This is a genomic window from Streptomyces sp. NPDC048415 (genome assembly GCF_040651675.1).
In the GTDB taxonomy this organism is placed as follows: Bacteria; Actinomycetota; Actinomycetes; order Streptomycetales; family Streptomycetaceae; genus Streptomyces.
In genome coordinates this window covers 25,149-40,524 of the sequence record NZ_JBEZKJ010000045.1, presented here as the reverse complement: position 1 = coordinate 40,524, position 15,376 = coordinate 25,149, and the positions used below count along the sequence as shown (strand labels likewise).

At 69.7% G+C, this 15,376-nt stretch carries 19 protein-coding genes; 12 read left to right on the top strand and 7 right to left on the bottom strand.

What is annotated here, in order from left to right:
* The first annotated feature begins 120 nt into the window (after positions 1 to 120).
* Complete coding sequence (locus AB0D27_RS26460) at positions 121 to 1,035, top strand: SDR family oxidoreductase (RefSeq protein ID WP_362513480.1); 915 nt, start codon at positions 121 to 123, stop codon at positions 1,033 to 1,035.
* 10 nt (positions 1,036 to 1,045) lie between these two features.
* Here AB0D27_RS26460 and AB0D27_RS26455 read toward each other — a convergent pair whose 3' ends face one another.
* Positions 1,046 to 1,585 (bottom strand): hypothetical protein, encoded by a 540-nt coding sequence (locus AB0D27_RS26455; protein WP_362513477.1) that lies wholly within the window; start codon positions 1,583 to 1,585, stop codon positions 1,046 to 1,048.
* A 50-nt stretch (positions 1,586 to 1,635) separates the two neighbouring features.
* Here AB0D27_RS26455 and AB0D27_RS26450 point away from each other — a divergent pair, with 50 nt between their 5' ends.
* From AB0D27_RS26450 to AB0D27_RS26435, 4 genes are all read left to right on the top strand, one after another.
* Positions 1,636 to 2,433: an SDR family NAD(P)-dependent oxidoreductase gene (locus tag AB0D27_RS26450; RefSeq protein WP_362513474.1), complete on the top strand. Its 798-nt coding sequence runs from the start codon at positions 1,636 to 1,638 to the stop codon at positions 2,431 to 2,433.
* Entirely contained in the window at positions 2,423 to 2,584 is a 162-nt protein-coding gene (locus AB0D27_RS26445) for a hypothetical protein (protein WP_362513471.1), read from the top strand. The genes AB0D27_RS26450 and AB0D27_RS26445 overlap by 11 nt, the downstream gene beginning before the upstream one ends.
* Before the next feature lie 414 nt (positions 2,585 to 2,998).
* Positions 2,999 to 3,694, top strand: a complete 696-nt coding sequence (locus tag AB0D27_RS26440; protein ID WP_362513468.1) for a L,D-transpeptidase — start codon at positions 2,999 to 3,001, stop codon at positions 3,692 to 3,694.
* A gap of 183 nt (positions 3,695 to 3,877) precedes the next feature.
* Positions 3,878 to 4,066 carry a hypothetical protein gene (locus tag AB0D27_RS26435; protein WP_362513466.1) on the top strand — a complete coding sequence of 63 codons (189 nt, stop codon included), beginning with the start codon at positions 3,878 to 3,880 and terminating at the stop codon, positions 4,064 to 4,066.
* Between the two features lie 55 nt (positions 4,067 to 4,121).
* Here the strand turns inward: AB0D27_RS26435 and AB0D27_RS26430 are convergent, their stop codons facing one another.
* A complete protein-coding gene (locus AB0D27_RS26430) occupies positions 4,122 to 5,522 on the bottom strand; it encodes a S1 family peptidase (protein ID WP_362513463.1) in 1,401 nt (466 codons plus the stop codon).
* A gap of 147 nt (positions 5,523 to 5,669) precedes the next feature.
* Here AB0D27_RS26430 and AB0D27_RS26425 point away from each other — a divergent pair, with 147 nt between their 5' ends.
* The gene (locus AB0D27_RS26425) at positions 5,670 to 6,422 is read left to right on the top strand and encodes a type 1 glutamine amidotransferase domain-containing protein (RefSeq protein ID WP_362513460.1); all 753 of its coding nucleotides are present in this window, start codon (positions 5,670 to 5,672) and stop codon (positions 6,420 to 6,422) included.
* Here the strand turns inward: AB0D27_RS26425 and AB0D27_RS26420 are convergent.
* Entirely contained in the window at positions 6,419 to 7,771 is a 1,353-nt protein-coding gene (locus tag AB0D27_RS26420) for an NAD(P)/FAD-dependent oxidoreductase (protein ID WP_362513459.1), read from the bottom strand. The two genes, AB0D27_RS26425 and AB0D27_RS26420, sit on opposite strands and share 4 nt — an antisense overlap.
* A 220-nt stretch (positions 7,772 to 7,991) precedes the next feature.
* Here AB0D27_RS26420 and AB0D27_RS26415 point away from each other — a divergent pair, with 220 nt between their 5' ends.
* The 5 genes from AB0D27_RS26415 (at position 7,992) to AB0D27_RS26395 (ending at position 12,304) form a co-directional block, all read left to right on the top strand.
* Positions 7,992 to 8,630, top strand: coding sequence for an HAD family acid phosphatase (locus AB0D27_RS26415; protein WP_362513456.1), 639 nt, complete (start codon positions 7,992 to 7,994; stop codon positions 8,628 to 8,630).
* A 79-nt stretch (positions 8,631 to 8,709) separates the two neighbouring features.
* Positions 8,710 to 9,096 carry a PPOX class F420-dependent oxidoreductase gene (locus AB0D27_RS26410; RefSeq protein ID WP_362513455.1) on the top strand — a complete coding sequence of 129 codons (387 nt, stop codon included), beginning with the start codon at positions 8,710 to 8,712 and terminating at the stop codon, positions 9,094 to 9,096.
* Positions 9,097 to 9,648: 552 nt separating this feature from the next.
* Complete coding sequence (locus tag AB0D27_RS26405) at positions 9,649 to 10,173, top strand: hypothetical protein (protein ID WP_362513452.1); 525 nt, start codon at positions 9,649 to 9,651, stop codon at positions 10,171 to 10,173.
* Between the two features lie 312 nt (positions 10,174 to 10,485).
* The gene (locus AB0D27_RS26400) at positions 10,486 to 11,466 is read left to right on the top strand and encodes a polysaccharide lyase family 1 protein (RefSeq protein WP_362513450.1); all 981 of its coding nucleotides are present in this window, start codon (positions 10,486 to 10,488) and stop codon (positions 11,464 to 11,466) included.
* 31 nt (positions 11,467 to 11,497) lie between these two features.
* The gene (locus tag AB0D27_RS26395; RefSeq protein WP_362513448.1) at positions 11,498 to 12,304 is read left to right on the top strand and encodes a pectate lyase; all 807 of its coding nucleotides are present in this window, start codon (positions 11,498 to 11,500) and stop codon (positions 12,302 to 12,304) included.
* A gap of 79 nt (positions 12,305 to 12,383) precedes the next feature.
* On the opposite strand, the gene AB0D27_RS26390 is transcribed toward AB0D27_RS26395, so the two are convergent.
* The gene (locus AB0D27_RS26390; protein ID WP_362513548.1) at positions 12,384 to 12,770 is read right to left on the bottom strand and encodes a zinc ribbon domain-containing protein; all 387 of its coding nucleotides are present in this window, start codon (positions 12,768 to 12,770) and stop codon (positions 12,384 to 12,386) included.
* Positions 12,771 to 12,946: 176 nt separating this feature from the next.
* Positions 12,947 to 13,615 (bottom strand): TetR family transcriptional regulator, encoded by a 669-nt coding sequence (locus AB0D27_RS26385; RefSeq protein WP_362513546.1) that lies wholly within the window; start codon positions 13,613 to 13,615, stop codon positions 12,947 to 12,949.
* A 258-nt stretch (positions 13,616 to 13,873) separates the two neighbouring features.
* On the opposite strand from AB0D27_RS26385, the gene AB0D27_RS26380 reads away from it, so the two are divergent.
* On the top strand, positions 13,874 to 14,092 hold the full coding sequence (locus AB0D27_RS26380) for a hypothetical protein (protein WP_362513446.1): 219 nt from the start codon (positions 13,874 to 13,876) through the stop codon (positions 14,090 to 14,092).
* 113 nt (positions 14,093 to 14,205) lie between these two features.
* On the opposite strand, the gene AB0D27_RS26375 is transcribed toward AB0D27_RS26380, so the two are convergent.
* Positions 14,206 to 14,562: a luciferase family protein gene (locus tag AB0D27_RS26375; RefSeq protein ID WP_362513443.1), complete on the bottom strand. Its 357-nt coding sequence runs from the start codon at positions 14,560 to 14,562 to the stop codon at positions 14,206 to 14,208.
* Between the two features lie 92 nt (positions 14,563 to 14,654).
* A complete protein-coding gene (locus AB0D27_RS26370; protein WP_362513440.1) occupies positions 14,655 to 15,335 on the bottom strand; it encodes a DUF6445 family protein in 681 nt (226 codons plus the stop codon).
* Between the last annotated feature and the right edge of the window lie 41 nt (positions 15,336 to 15,376).

The following is a 15,376-nucleotide window of genomic DNA, read 5'->3' as shown; positions in this document are numbered from 1 at the left end:
GCCGGGACACGACGCGACGGCTCAGCGAATCCTGACAGAAGGTGTCCGACTTCCGGGGCACGCTCGTAGGGACACATGGGCGAAGGCAGCCCGTGAGCGCCACGAACACGGAGGTCGGACATGGCAGGACCGTTGGCAGGCAAGGTCGCCCTGGTCGCCGGAGCCACCCGCGGAGCGGGGCGCGGGATCGCCGTCGAACTCGGCGCGGCCGGCGCCACCGTCTACGTCACCGGGCGCAGCACGCGCGAGCGCCGTTCCGAATACGACCGCCCGGAGACGATCGAGGACACCGCGGACCTCGTCACGGCGGCGGGCGGCCGGGGCATCGCGGTCCCCACCGACCACCTCGATCCCTCCGAGGTACGGGCCCTGGTCACCCGCATCGCGGATGAACAGGGCCGCCTCGACGTCCTCGTCAACGACATCTGGGGCGGCGAGAAGTACTTCGAGTGGGACACCCCGGTCTGGGAGCACGACCTCGACAACGGCCTGAGGCTGCTGCGCCTCGCCGTCGAGACGCACGCGATCACCAACCACCACGCGCTGCCCCTGCTGCTGCGCCACCCCGGCGGCCTCGTCGTCGAAATGACCGACGGCACCGCCGAGTACAACCGGGACACCTACCGGGTCTCCTTCTTCTACGACCTCGCCAAGTCGTCCGTCCTGCGCATGGCGTTCGCCCTGGGCCAGGAACTGGGACCGCGCGGCGCCACCGCCGTGGCCCTCACCCCCGGGTGGCTGCGCTCGGAGATGATGCTCGACACCTTCGGCGTGACCGAGGAGAACTGGCGGGACGCCCTGGAACGCGTCCCGCACTTCGGGATCTCCGAGACGCCGTACTACGTCGGCCGCGCCGTCGCCGCCCTGGCCGCCGATCCGGACGTGGCGCGCTGGAACGGGGAGTCGCTCTCCAGCGGGCAGCTCGCCCAGGTGTACGGCTTCACCGACCGCGACGGCAGTCGCCCGGACGCCTGGCGCTACCTCGTGGAGGTCCAGGACGCGGGCAAGCCGGCCGACCCGACGGGCTATCGCTGAGCGAAAGAAGTCACGTGCGGATCCGGAGTGGTGGAACCTGCCACGTCGCCGGATGCCCGGTCGGCAGGGCCAAATCGTCGCGGACCGCGGCGTAGTACCCCTGGCGTCCGACGCGCTGGCGTTCGAGCAGGGCCTGCCATGCCTCGGGATCGCGTGTCCCTTCGTTGAGGAACCGCTCCATCTCCATCACGATGACGACCCAGGCCCGCGCCTTCTCCACCACCTCCGGGGTGCCCAGGAGCAGCAGAGCCTCGCCGGCCGGGTCCCCGGCGTCCGCGGCCTCGGCCAGCAGGGGCGCCGCCTCGTCCGGCGACAAGGGGTGCGGGTGCGGGTCGTTGCCGAGATGGGCCGCGACCCGGTACGTCAGCGTGATCGTCTTCTTCAGGCACCGCGCGTAGTCGCCGTACACGGCCAGCCGCCGTTCCTCCCACCGGGCCGTCTGCTCGCGGTGGAAGCGAGCCCGATCGCCCCGCACGATCGCCAGGTACGAGCCGAGGGCACCGATGACCACGCCGATCAGCGCCGGGAGTTGTTGGATGAACGCGGACATGGGCGCACGGTATCTGTCGCCGCGACGATCATGGCAGTACTTTCCCTGCCATGACTGCGATGAGGCGCTTCGAGGCACACGGGATTCTGATCACGGGCGCGGCCCGCGGCATCGGCGCGGCCACCGCCCGCAGGCTGGCCCAGGAAGGCGCCCACGTACTCGTCACCGACGTGGACTTGGGTGAGGCGGAGAAGACGGCTTCGTCGATCCGTGAACTCGGTGGGAGCGCCGAGGCGTTCATCTGCGATGTGGCGGACCGGACGTCGGTCGAGGCGGCCGTCGCGCACGCCGTGCATGCCTTCGGTTCGCTCGACGTCCTGGTCAACAACGCCTACGGCTGCACCCCCGACGCCCCGCTCTTCGAGGACGAGCCGGACGAGGTGTGGGCCCGCGACCTCGACCTCACCCTGACCGGCGCCTACCGCTGCTCCCGGGCCGCGCTTGCGCACCTCGTGGCTTCCGGCCGCGGCGCCATCGTCAACATCGGCTCCGTCAACGGCCTCCAGGACTTCGGCAACCACGCCTACAGCGCCGCCAAGGCGGGTCTCATGTCGCTGACCCGCACCCTGGCCGGACACGCCGCGGAGCGGGGCGTACGCGTCAACCTGGTGGCGCCGGGCACGGTCCGCACCACGGCGTGGGAGGGGCGGGAGGCCGATCTCGAGGCGCTGCGGGAGTTGTATCCCCTGGGCCGGGTGGGCGAGCCGGACGACATCGCGGCCGCCGTCGCCTTCCTCGCCTCGCGGGACGCGGCGTGGATCACCGGCACGACTCTGTGCGTCGACGGTGGACTGCTGTCGGTCAACGCCCGTTTTCGTCGGGAGAACCGACAGGACAGTGGCGTTTGACGGCCTCGAACACCCGGTCCGTATCCGGCTCGGACGTACGCCAGTTGCCGAACGCGACGCGCAGCGAGTGCGCCCGGCGCAGACCGTCGGCGTCATGAAGGCCTCGCCCGACGCGGCGATCTCGCGGGCCGGCGCGTGGACCCGCTCCTGACTCGGATTTTGGGGAGCCCGAGATACGACGACGCGTTGTGGAAGACGCGGACCTCGAGGTCCTGGTCCACCGTCCCGGGACGGCGGACTGTCGCTCTGGCTGCACCTCGGCGCGACGACCACGGCAGCCGAGCTCGCGGCACACGCCGTGCAGCGGGGCCTGGCGGTCTCGCCCGGCCCGCTGTGCGCCGCGGACGGGGCGACCTTGGGCCGCCACCTGCGGCTGCCGTTCACGGCGGTGCCGGAGGCCCTCATGCGGGAGGTCGAGCTGCTTACGTTACCGTGCCCGGCAGCCTGCTCCACAGCGAGCAAATGTCACCGTTTGGTCGCAGCCCGGCCGGCCCTACAACGCACGGCCCCCGGTGTGGGTCTAGCAGGCAGACAACATGAGGGAACACAAAAGGGAAGGCCTGCCATGGGAGACATACGCAGACGGGGAGCCGTCGCACTCGGGATCACCGGGCTGGTCGCACCGCTGACCCTCGCGCTGGGCGCGGCGCCCGCGCAGGCCGCGAGCTGTACGACGCAGACCGGGCCGTACCAGAAGCAGGTGGAGAAGTTCCTCGGCCGGCCGGTCGACGGCGTGCAGTCCACCGCCGACTGCGAGGCGATCCAGGCCTTCCAGACCAAGCATGGCATCACCCCGAACATCGGGTACGCGGGATCCATCACCTGGGGCGTGATGGACCTCATGAACAAGCAGAAGGCCGTCGGGAACAACCCCAACAAGGACGGCAAGTGCCCGGTCAACAAGGGCCGTATCGCCTGTGTCAACCTGACGCTCCAGCTCAGCTGGATCCAGGACGGCGACAGGCTCGTCTACGGGCCCGTGCCGGTCCGCACGGGCCGCGACGGATACGAGACCCGCACCGGGCTGAAGAAGATCTACTGGCGGGACATCGACCACGTCTCGAGCCTCTACAACGTGCCCATGCCCTACAGTCAGTTCTTCGACGGCGGTCAGGCATTCCACTCGGTCGGCGTCAGCATGTGGAACCCGCCGGGCTCGCACGGCTGTGTGAACATGACCACGGCCACCGCCCAAAAGTACTGGTCGCTGCTGAAGACCGGCGACGACGTGTTCGTCTACGGCCGCAAGCCCGGCACCTGAGTGACGCGCTTCATAGCCGGTGGTCTACGTCACGTGCTTTACGGCCGGTGATCCGCGTCACGTGCTTCACGGTCCGTCGTCCGCGTGACCCGCTTCACGGCCTGTTGTCCGAGTGATGAGCTTCACGGTCCGTAATGTCGTCCGCTGTACCTTTACTCACATCGTCTTCACGTCAGGGCCCGTATGCTTCACACCATGTCCACCACTCCTGAAACCGACTCTCAGCGCTCCGCCGCCGAGGTCAACGAGGAGATCCGGGCCCTCTGGTTCCGGACGGGCGGGACGCTGAGCATGGACGAGCGGCGGGAGTACCAGCGGCTCGTCCTGGAATGGGCGGAAGCCGCCCCGCCCTCGCCCACACGGGCAGCGTGACGATCCCCGTCCCGCCCCGGGCTCCCCGCATGCGGGGCAGCCACCCCCTCGGACCTCAGCCCCAACTCCGCGCATACTGCCGCCGATAGGCCTTGCGGTCCTGCTCCGTGCGGATATAGCGAGTCGCCACCAGCGCGATGATGCTGCCCGCAATGACGAGCAGGCCCGGGCCGATGTTCCTCGGATCCGTGAGCCGGGTGACGAGCGTCTGGGCGTCGCCGGTGCCCCCCACCGGCTCAACAGCGCCCGGCGCGGCGGCTCCCGGCGCGACCGCCGCACCCTGCGAGGCCGGAGCCGCCGCAGTCGGGGTCGAAGGCGCGGGGGAGGCCTGGGTCGCCGAACCGGCGGAGCCCCCCGGCACTCCCGCGAGCTTCACACCCAGCGCCGTCAGCGCCTTGGTAACCGGCTGGAAGAACGTCGTACCCCCGGTCGTGCAGTCCCCGTTGCCTCCCGAGGTCACCCCGAGCGCGATGCCCTCCGAGAACAACGGGCCGCCACTGTCGCCCGGTTCGGCACAGACAGTCGTCTCGACCAGTCCGGTGACCGTTCCCTCCGGATAGTTGACCGTCGCGTTGAGCGCGGTCACCTTCCCGTCGTGCAGACCGCTCGTGCTGCCGCTGCGGAAAACCCGCTGGCCCACGGTCGGATCGGCGGCACCCGTGATCCGTACGCCGTTTCCGCCGCCGATGGCGACGACATTGGTCCCCGCCGACGTCTGCGAGCCGTTGTCGTACTGCACGAGCGAGAAGTCGTTGCCCGGGAACGCCGTGGTGACCGTACGGCCCACCTGCTGCGCGCCCGAGTTGTCGGCGAACCAGACGGACCCGGCGGGACCGCAGTGCCCGGCCGTGAGGATGAACTCGCTCTGGCCATTCGTCACATTGAAGCCCGCCGAACAGCGACCACCGGTCGAGAAGATCGGCTGCGCGCCGCTCAGCCGCGTGGTGAACGTGCCCTGGGTCCGCCGCATGCGCACGGCGTCCCCGATGCCGTCGGCCAGCTTCGTCATGCGCGACCAGTCGGAGGCGGAGACCGTGCTGTCGGCCTGCACCACCACCTCGTTCTTCGTGTAGTCCACGGCCCAGGCCGTCCCCGTCACATGCGGCGCCGAACTCAGCGTCCCGGAAGCGGACTTGAGATCCCGCATGCTGTGACGCACGACCTTCGCACGCGCACCCGCCGCCTTCACCTGGGCCGCCGCGCCCGAGTCGGTCACCGCGACGACCGGGCGCCCGTCGGAGGCGATCCAACTGCCGGCGGTACGCGAGGTGCCGAGGCGCGACACCAGCTCGGCCCCCGTGCCGGCGGCGGCCGTCGCCGAACTTCCCGTGGCACGCGACGTGTTGGACGGTTCGCTCGCCATCGCGTGCGTCACCATCAGCCCCCCGCAGAGCAGTCCGCCGACGGCCGCCAGTCGCGCCCCCCGTCGGACGATCCGTCGTCGTGCGTGCCTCATCCATGGGCTCCCGAAGCCGAACGGCACGGCGTCACCGCCGCCGAGGGCCCCGGTCGAGAGCCCTCCCCTCATACGTGCGCCCAGGCCCGCGCGTTCACCACGGCACGCGAAGCCCGGCCGGAGAAAGGCCCCTGCCATGATGGGCCAATGCGCGTGCTGATTCCGGTCCCCGACCGCGACTTCGACGTCACCGAAGTGGCCGTACCCTGGCGGATCCTGACGGAAGCGGGGCACGAGGTCGTCTTCGCGACCGAACGGGCGGGTACCCGGCCCGAAGCGGACCCGCGGCTGCTGACCGGCGTGCTCTTCGGACGGCTCGGCGCCGAGGCGGAACCCCGCCGGTTCTACCAGGAGCTCACCGAGGCGCCGGAGTTGCGCACCACCGTCTCGTGGGCGGACGTGGACGTCGAGGAGTACGACGGACTGCTCCTGCCCGGCGGACACGCACCCGGCATGCGGCAGTACCTCGGCTCAGCGGAGTTGCAGCGGCGGATCGCCGACTTCTGGACCCTGAAGCGGCCCGTCGGCGCGATCTGCCACGGCGTCCTCGTCCTGGCCCGCGCCCGCGACACCGCGACCGGCCGCAGCGTTCTGGCCGACCGCAGGACGACCTGCCTGCCCGCATACATGGAGCGCACGGCCTACTTCACCACCGCCTGGCGGCTCGGCCGCTACTACCGCACCTACCCCGCCTACGTCGAGGACGAGGTCAGGTCCGCCCTCGCCGACCCGGGCACCCAGTTCGCACGCGGCCCCCGCACACTGACCCAGCGCGGCACCGCCGCCGACGACACCCACGCGTTCGTCGTCCAGGACGGCCACTACCTCTCGGCCCGCTGGCCGGGAGACGCCTACCTCTTCGCCCGCCGCTACCTGGCCCTGCTGGGCGGCGCCGCCTAGCGTGCGGCGCGGGTGCGGGCGGCCACCTCGTTCGGAGTCAGATACACGTCGGTGTGCTCGAAGTCCCGGAGGGTTCCCTTCCGGTCGGCGAGGAAACCGGTGCGGACGAAGTCGTCGCCCGCGACCGCGTGGAGGAGCCAGTTGGCGCTGGTACGGAAGCGCGCGGCGCCCGTGCGCAGCGCGTAGAGGTGGTATCCGCGGGCCACGACCTGCGCGGGCACCCCCTTGAGGCCGATGCCGAGCGGTTTCGACACCGCGTCGTGGCCACCGAGGTCGACGACCAGACCGAGGTCCTTGTGCCGGTACGGCGTCGTGGACTGCCCGCGCAGCAGCGCCGTCAGGTTCCTGGCCGCGTGCCGCCCCTGCCGGGCGGCGTGCTGAGCGGTCGGCGCGCAGTACGAGCCGTCGCCCTTGGCGACATCGGGCACGGCCGCGGCGTCGCCCAGTGCGAACACCCCATCCAGGCCGGGCACCCTGAAGTCGGTCTCGGTGACGATCCGGCCGCGCGCGGTCTCCGCGCCCAGCGAGTCGACCAGCGGGCTCGCCGCGACACCGGCCGTCCACACCAGTGTCCGCGAAGGCAGCACCCGGCCGTCGGTGAGGGTGACCTTGTCCTCGGTGACGGCGGCGACGGACGTCCCCAGGGAAATCCGCACCCCGCGGTCGCTGAGCATGCGCAGGGCGCTCGCGCCCAGCTTGTCGCCCAGCTCCGGCAGCAGCTTGGGGGCGACATCGACCAGATGCCACTGGATGAGCCGGGGATCGAGGCGCGGGTGGTAGCGCTTCGCCGCCGCGGTGGTCAGGCGCTGCAGACAGGCCGCGGTCTCGGTACCCGCGTAGCCGCCGCCGACCACCACGAACTGCAGCCGCGCCGCCCGCTCGTTCTCGTCCGACGTGGCCGCCGCCAGGTCGAGTTGGGCGATGACGTGGTCGCGCAGATACACGGCCTGGGCGAGTGTCTTCATACCGCGCGCCTCGTCCAGCAGGCCCGGGATGTCGAAGGTGCGGGTCACACTGCCCGGAGTGAGCAGCAAGTAGTCGTACGACAGGTCGACGAGGTCCCCGGTGATCTTGCGGACGACGCACACCTTGGCCGCCGGATCGACGCCGATCACCCCACCCGGCACCAGCGACGTGCGGCGCAGGATCCGGCGCAGCGAAGGCGCCACGGACTGGGGGGTGACGACACCGGCGGCGACATGCGGGAGCAGTGGCAGATAGAGCTGGTAGTCGGTCGGGCTGACCAGGGTGATCCGGGCGTCGCCGGGAGCGAGCGCCCGCTCGAGCCCCCGCGCGGCCTCGACGCCGGCGAAACCCCCGCCGACGATGACGATGTTCGGTGCGTCCATCAGAGCAGCCTCTCTACCTTGGTTGCGACGCCGCGAGCCAAGGCTCACACGGGACGCCCGCGACTGCCACCCCGCGAAAGGGGCGGGGGATCACGGGCGCACGATTCTCTACCGAGCAGTAACTCTTCCTTCTTCGTTCGTACATCCCGAGGCGCGATCATGTCTGCCGCGGCGAGGATCGAGGCACCCTCGCCGTTCCGACACGAACAAGGGGACGGGTATGACAGGACGCGGTGTGGGACGCCGGATGGGCGCGGTCTCGGCGGTCGTGGCGCTGGGGATCGCTGGGACGGTCACCGCGGCCGGTTCCGCCGCGGCGGCCCCGGTCCAGGCGGCGGCGAGCACGACAGCGGCACAGTCCGGCGTCGACTACGCCACCTGGCAGCGTGACGTCCAGGCCGTCATCGACCAGGCCCAGCCCTACATCGAGCAGCGCACCGCCCATGCCGCCGGGCAGAAACTCGCCCTGGTCTTCGACATCGACAACACCACGCTGGAGACGGACTTCCATCCCTGGTACGAACTGCCCACCCCGGCGGTCAGCCCCTCCCTGGAACTCGCCCGCTACGCGCACTCCCGCGGCGTCGACATCTTCTTCGTCACCGCACGCCCCGGCATCATCGCCAGCGAGACGAAGTGGAATCTGAAGTCCGTTGGCTACCCGGTTTCCGGGCTGTACGTGCGTGACCTGCCGGACCTCTTCGACGAGGTCAGCGCCTACAAGACCAGCAAGCGGGCGCAGATCGAGTCCCTGGGCTACACGATCATCGCCAACGTCGGCAACAACACCTCCGACCTGGCCGGAGGCCACGCCGAGCGCACCTTCAAGCTGCCCGACTACGACGGTCAGTTGTCCTGAGCCTGGCACCGTCGGCTGTCCTGATCCGGAGAGGCCGGGCGCCCTGCGGCTCCCCGACCGGGGCGCCTAGACTTCCGCCATGGACGAGGCCTCGCTGGACACGCTCGGTTCGGGCAAGTACCTGCTGATCACCAGCTATCGCAAGAACGGCAGTGGGGTCGCGACGCCGGTATGGGTGGTCCGCGACGGTGCGGCGCTCGGCGCCTGGACCGCCGCGGACTCCTGGAAGGTGAAGCGGATCCGCGACCGGCCCGAGATCCTGGTCGGCCCCTGCGACGTGCGGGGCAGGCCGACCGGCGGTCAGATCCCCGCCACGGCCGAGATCCTCGATGCCGCCGAGACTGCCCGCTACCGGCAGCTCGTCGCCCGCAAGTACGGTCTCATCGGCCGCCTCACCCTCTTCGGCAGCCGCCTGCGACGCGGCGAGCGCGGCACGGTGGGGATCCGCATCTCGCTGACTCCCTGACGCGCCGTACACATGACCTGAGCGACGCCCGACAAACCCGCCCTCACCGCCTATTTCGGCGACCGTAAGCCTCTGATCGCGGTGCACACCCTCGCCTCACGGGTGACAGGTGCATGCCAACTCACTGTCTCACTGCGTCCGGAGACGGTGACGGCGGAGGAAGTGACGTCCGCGCCGCTCGCGATGTCCGCGCCGCTCGTGACGTCCGCGCCGCTCGTGACGTCCGCGCCGCTCGCGGCGGTCGCGGGAGCCGCCGCGGCCTGCGCCACGCCGCCGCCTGCGAGGGCGCCGCCAGCGACTCCCGCGAAGCTCGCGCGCCGGCTCCCCTGCCGCCAGCGCGTGCGAGGTGCCTGTCTGGCTGATGTGAGGCAGTCGGGCCCCAACAACCAAGCCCGGGCCATGAGTTCGCCTACGGCAACCAGGGCGTGGACAAATCTTCAACCAAGCGTCTCCCGGTCGAGTCAAAGGGTCTACCCGCATAGAAGGCCCCGGTGCTGTCATGCCCACGACCGCCCGGAATCCTGCCGGGCACCACCCCGGGAGACCTCCACGATGTCCCGCATATCCCGTCCTCTCGTCACGAGTCTGTCGGCGCTCGCTCTCGCCGCCGCCGGGCTCACCGTCACCGCGGGCACCGCGCACGCGGCCACCTGCAGCCAGGGCTACCTTCCGCTGCCGGACCCCGGCTGCCAGCCCGGCGACCTCAACGCGGACGTCACCCAGGACACCATCGGCTCCACGATCTGCGTCTCCGGCTGGACCGCGACCGTACGGCCCTCCAGCTCGTACACCACCGCTCTGAAGAAGAAGCAGATCGTCGAGTACGGCTACACCGACACCTCCACCTCCGACTACGAGGAGGACCACTTCGTCCCCCTCGAACTCGGCGGTTCACCCAAGAGCGAGCTCAACCTCTGGCCCGAGCCCCAGTACGGCACGAAGACCGCCGCGAACAAGGACACGGTCGAGAACAAGCTCAAGAAGGCCGTCTGCGCCGGCACCGTCACCCTCGATGACGCTCAGAACGCGATCATCACCGACTGGACGACCGCCCTCACCAGCCTCGGCCTCAGCTGAAGCGCGTACGCCCGGGCCCGGCCCCTTCGGGGGCCGGGCCCTTGTGCTGTACGCGAGTTGGCCGGATGTGTTCTGTGTGAAGCGTTGACTAGAAAGCGCTTGCCCCTTACGTTTCCCGTTCAGCAGCGTGACCCGCGTGTGACATCTCGTTATACGAGACATCAGATCTCCGAGCCGCACCAGCAGGGCAAGTCAAGGTCTCCACGCCCTCATCAGTCCCGTACGCGTAATGCCGTGCGCTCCACGATGTTCAGCATGAAGTACGTCGTTCGCTCATATGAACCACGGTCACTTCCGAAGGGACACACCCGCATGCCTACTCGCCCCCCACGCAGGCCCTCTCGGCGCCTGGCCCTGGCGACGGCCGGGGCCGCCGCCCTGGCCGTCACCACCGCGCTCGTGCTCCCCCAGTCCGCGGGAGCCGCCGAGAGCTCGCCCGTCGGCTTCGGCGCCGGGACCACCGGCGGCGGCAGCGCCACTGCCGTCACCGTCTCCACGCTCGACGCGTTCAAGACGGCCGTCACCGGCAACACGGCCAAGGTGGTCAAGGTCAACGGTCTGATCTCGCTCAGCGGCCAGGTCGACATCGGCTCCAACACCACGGTCCTCGGCGTCGGTTCGGCGTCCGGGTTCACCGGCGGCGGTCTGCGCCTGAAGAAGGTGACCAACGTCGTCGTCCGCAATCTGAACCTGAGCAAGCCGGTCGCGCCCGCCGACGGCATCACCGTGCAGGCGTCGACGAAGGTGTGGATCGACCACAACTCCTTCTCCTCCGACCGCGACCATGGCAAGGACTACTACGACGGTCTGGTCGACATCAACCACGGCTCCGACTACGTCAGCGTGTCCTGGAACACCTTCAAGGACCACTACAAGGGCTCGCTCGTCGGCCACAGCGACAACAACGCGAGCGAGGACACCGGGCATCTGCGGGTGACGTACCACCACAACTGGTTCAACAACGTCAACTCCCGTATCCCCAGCCTGCGTTTCGGCACCGGACACTTCTACGACAACTACGTCGTCGGGGCCGAGACCGCGGTGCACTCGCGCATGGGCGCCCAAATGCTCGTCCAGAACAACGTCTTCCGCGACACCCAGGTCGCCGTCACCACCAACCGCGACAGCGATGTGGACGGCTACGCCAATCTGACCGGCAACGACCTCGGCGGAGCCGCCACCGAGGTGTCGCAGGTGGGCACCTTCACCACCCCGCCCTACAGCTACACCGCCGAGCCCGCCTCGACCGTCGTCGCGTCGGTCACGTCCGGCGCGGGCGCCGGGAAGCTCTGAACCCCCCATGTTCGGAAGAAGGGATCGGGACATGACTTCAGCCGCACGCTCGCGCGCCCGGCAGCGCGCACTCACCGGCACCCTGGCCGCACTCGGCCTCTCGATTGCCATGATCATGACAGACGGCGCCCTGTCTCCCGCGAGCGCCGCCACCTGGCCCACCGCGAACGGCAGCCAGGCGGTCTCCTCCACCATCTCGGTCTCCGGCACCAAGGACTACGGGATGAAGCGCCTCTACGGCTCCGGTGACCTGGGTTCCGGCAGCCAGGACGAGGACCAGGGGCCGATCCTGGAACTGGCCGCCGGCACCGTCCTGAAGAACGTCATCATCGGCGCCCCCGCCGCGGACGGCATCCACTGCCTGGGCAGCTGCACGCTGCAGAACGTCTGGTGGGAGGACGTCGGCGAGGACGCGGCGACGTTCCTGGGCTCCTCGTCGTCGAACGTCTACACCGTTTCCGGCGGTGGCGCGAAGGAAGCCAGCGACAAGGTGTTCCAGTTCAACGGCGCCGGAACGCTGAACGTCTCGAACTTCGCGGTGCAGAACTTCGGCACCTTCGTCCGGTCCTGCGGCAACTGCAAGACGCAGTACAAGCGGACGATCAACCTCAACACCATCGAGGCGACCTACAAGGGAAGCCGGCTTGTCGGCATCAACACCAACTACGGCGACAGCGCGACCCTGAAGGCCATCAAGGTCGTCGGGGACACCAGCAAGAAGATCATCCCGTGCCAGAAGTACATCGGCAACAACACGGGGGCGGAGCCGACCAAGAACGGAACCGGCCCCGACAGTACGTACTGCAGGTACGCGACGTCCGACATCACCTACGGCTGACGGACCTTCCCCGCTGACTGGGCGAACCGGCCCCGCACGCCGGTTCGCCCAGTCGTCGTGGACCGTCCGGCGCCGGGTGTCACATCCAGGCGCCGTAGGGGCCGTCGACGAGCTGGAACACCGGCTGTCGGCGTATCGGGTCCTGGGCGGTGGCGAGTTGAACGCGGTCACCGCTGTGGACGGTGGCGGGCGAGCCCATGACGCGGCCCCGGACGGTGAACCCCTCTGTCATCTCGATGAGGGAGACGTTGCGGGCCGCCGGGGTGTTGCGGTGGATGACGGTGGAGTGGCGCACGATGCCCCGCCCCGTGCTCGCCTCCGTCCGCAGGTCGCTGCCCGCGCAGACCGGGCAGAGCAGACGGTGATACATCGCGGTGCCGCACCAGTGGCACCGCTGGAAGAGGAGGGCATCCGCGACGTGCTCCGCGGGGGCCGCGTCGAGCGCGTCCGGTGCCGCGTCGAGGATGTCCTGCGCGGCACCGATCCCCGGGTGAAGGGCGATTCCTGGGTGGTACACGATGTCATCTCCCTGCGCTCGCCGGAATGAGAGGTGCGCGGATCACCGTGCACGGCCTCAGCGTATGGCACTGAGTGCCACCAGTAAAGGCACTCCGTACCCTCAATCGGCGAGGCCGAACAGGGTCAGTTCCGGCCGAGTGCGGACTCGATCTCCTGGACCACACGCCACATCGGGGCCCCGCGCCGGGAGACGACGACGACCACGTCGTCCCGCTCCTCGTCCGGGGCGTCACCGGGCGGGTTGCCGAACGTGTCCCGCACGTACCCCAGCGCGTGATCAACCGCCGCGGTCGCGTCCCCCTGTCCGTCCGACCGCAGCCACGAGCGCAGGCCGTTGTTGTGCGCGGCGACCACGGAGGTGGCGATGACCTCGGCCCGCAGTGTGCCGTCCCGCCGGCCGGCGAAGCGCCCGCGCAGATACTCGGCGAGGGCGCGCTCGTAACGCCACACGACCGACAACTCGTACGCGCGCAGGCCGGGGACCTTCTTGGTGAGGCGGTAGCGCTGCACGGAGAACGTCGGGTTCTCGGCGTACATGCGCAGGACGAGCCGCGCGGCGTCGCAGACCCGCCGCACCGGGTCGTCCGCGTCGGTCCCGGCGCTCAGGAACGCCGTCATGTCGGCCAGACAGCGCTCGTGGTCCGGGAAGACCACGTCCTCCTTGGACGGGAAGTAACGGAAGAACGACCGGCGGCCGACCCCGGCGAGCGCCACGATGTCGTCGACCGTGGTCTGCTCGTATCCGCGCTCCAGGAAGAGCTGGAACGCCGCCGCGACCAGCGCGTCCCGCATCGGCGGCTTCACGGCCGTCGTGTCGGCGGGCTCGTGGCGCCGGGGTCCGTCGTTCATGGACGGAAACTAGCATCGAAGCGGGTGGAATGGCACTCAGTGCACATCTAGAGGGAACTGAGTTCCTTATGGCGCTGGCAAACCCTGTGTCGCGCCACGTTCGGATGCTGAGGGGCTCCGTGCCTCATCGACACCATCACCATCACCACCTCGGGCACCTCGTCCCAGCCGATCTCCCTGGGCGCGTACCCGGGCGAGCACGTGGCCGTCGACGGCGAGGCGCTGCCGGCCAGTCACACACCCGTCGGCGGGAGCATCCCGCGCGCCGAACGCGGGGCCGTTCACCAGGAGGCCCCGTACTGGCGGATCTCCGACCTGGAGATCGTCCATGGCCCGTACGGCGTCTACTGCGACGGCTGCGACAGCAACGTCTTCGCGCGCCTCGCCACGGTGGCGGTTGGAACGAAGCATCCGTCCTGAGCACGGACCCGAGCGCGCTCACCGGCCCAGGTCCGACGGTTCCCTTCCCGCCGCCCCGGCCTTCCTCGTCCCGCGCGACGGCACGAAGATCGGCGCCCGCTTCTGAGCCGAGTTCAGCGATCGTTGCAGCTCGCCGGCACGGCGTCGTCCGCGACCGGCGATGTCAGATGGGCCTGGAGGGCGACGCTCACCAGGGTCAGGAGCAGATCGATGTCCGCGTCGACCTCGAGGTGGAGGGTCACCCAGCGCGAGCCGGGCACCATCCGGACGGCGGTCGCGCCCTTGAGATGGTCCTCGAAGCGCCGGATGGCCCGGTCCGTGAGGTGCAGGTCGACATCGTGGTCCGAATGGAAGTGGACGATCTCGCCCTGGGCCGAGCGCAGCGCCCGTCCCGTGCCGCAGCTGGGCCGGGCCTCCGCGAGGTCCGGCCAGTTCGCCAGTCGCGTCATGGCTCTCAAGGCCAACGTCATGCCGTCATCATGACCGGATCACCGCCCGGCCACCAAGACTTGAGGAAGACGTAACCGGGCCGTAGCCCAGAATGTCCGGCAAACCTCTGCTGTCACGCCATCCAGAAGAAGACCGCGGTCATCCGCTTGTCCTCGATGGTGGTGCCGCAGTAGTCGGTCGCGCTGTGCATCAGGTTGGCGTTGTAGAGCAGCAGCCGGTTGTACCGGTGCGGTACGCGGATGTCCTCGACGAAGGAGTCCGGCGGGACGAAGCGGGTGCCCAGCGCCTCGACCAGGTTGTTGTGCGGCGCGGCGACGACGTTCCCGCCCAGCCGGCCGCCGGGGAGGTTCTGCCGGAAGAAGCTGGTCCCGCAGTCCTTGGGGACGTTCGGATTCAGGTAGAGCACCGCGGCGTAGCGGCACAGCGCGCGGGAATCCGTGTGGGGGCGCGGCTCACCCTCGTCCTTGCCGACCACCTGGATGCAGTTGTGGTTGAGGGTGGCGCCGGACGGCGTCGTCTGCTGCCACAGCTTCTGGGCGCCGGTGGCCTTCCTGACCAGTCGTTCTACGCGCGTCAATTCCTCGGGTTCGAGACCGGGCATCGTCCGCAGGCCGGGCCAGCTCTCCGATGTGTACGGGTAGCCCTTGACCCAGTCGTCCTTGGCGACGCACCGGGCCCGGACGGCATCCACATCGGGCAGCACGTTGTCGAAGACCCAGTAGTCCCGGTCGCGGGTGGGCTTCCTGTAGGGGAGGACCGGGAGTGCCGGTGTTCTCGGAGGTTGCGGGGGCATGCGGCAGACCATATAGACGTGTGCGTCAGTGATCTCCACGG

Bases quoted from the DNA above. Each gene is read 5' to 3' on its own strand.
- AB0D27_RS26460 (WP_362513480.1), top strand. From the start codon at position 121: ATGGCAGGACCGTTGGCAGGCAAGGTCGCCCTGGTCGCCGGAGCCACC.
- AB0D27_RS26455 (WP_362513477.1), bottom strand. From the start codon at position 1,585: ATGTCCGCGTTCATCCAACAACTCCCGGCGCTGATCGGCGTGGTCATC.
- AB0D27_RS26450 (WP_362513474.1), top strand. From the start codon at position 1,636: ATGACTGCGATGAGGCGCTTCGAGGCACACGGGATTCTGATCACGGGC.
- AB0D27_RS26440 (WP_362513468.1), top strand. From the start codon at position 2,999: ATGGGAGACATACGCAGACGGGGAGCCGTCGCACTCGGGATCACCGGG.
- AB0D27_RS26435 (WP_362513466.1), top strand. From the start codon at position 3,878: ATGCTTCACACCATGTCCACCACTCCTGAAACCGACTCTCAGCGCTCC.
- AB0D27_RS26430 (WP_362513463.1), bottom strand. From the start codon at position 5,522: ATGAGGCACGCACGACGACGGATCGTCCGACGGGGGGCGCGACTGGCG.
- AB0D27_RS26425 (WP_362513460.1), top strand. From the start codon at position 5,670: ATGCGCGTGCTGATTCCGGTCCCCGACCGCGACTTCGACGTCACCGAA.
- AB0D27_RS26420 (WP_362513459.1), bottom strand. From the start codon at position 7,771: ATGGACGCACCGAACATCGTCATCGTCGGCGGGGGTTTCGCCGGCGTC.
- AB0D27_RS26415 (WP_362513456.1), top strand. From the start codon at position 7,992: ATGACAGGACGCGGTGTGGGACGCCGGATGGGCGCGGTCTCGGCGGTC.
- AB0D27_RS26410 (WP_362513455.1), top strand. From the start codon at position 8,710: ATGGACGAGGCCTCGCTGGACACGCTCGGTTCGGGCAAGTACCTGCTG.
- AB0D27_RS26405 (WP_362513452.1), top strand. From the start codon at position 9,649: ATGTCCCGCATATCCCGTCCTCTCGTCACGAGTCTGTCGGCGCTCGCT.
- AB0D27_RS26400 (WP_362513450.1), top strand. From the start codon at position 10,486: ATGCCTACTCGCCCCCCACGCAGGCCCTCTCGGCGCCTGGCCCTGGCG.
- AB0D27_RS26395 (WP_362513448.1), top strand. From the start codon at position 11,498: ATGACTTCAGCCGCACGCTCGCGCGCCCGGCAGCGCGCACTCACCGGC.
- AB0D27_RS26385 (WP_362513546.1), bottom strand. From the start codon at position 13,615: ATGCGGGACGCGCTGGTCGCGGCGGCGTTCCAGCTCTTCCTGGAGCGC.
- AB0D27_RS26375 (WP_362513443.1), bottom strand. From the start codon at position 14,562: ATGACGTTGGCCTTGAGAGCCATGACGCGACTGGCGAACTGGCCGGAC.
- AB0D27_RS26370 (WP_362513440.1), bottom strand. From the start codon at position 15,335: ATGCCCCCGCAACCTCCGAGAACACCGGCACTCCCGGTCCTCCCCTAC.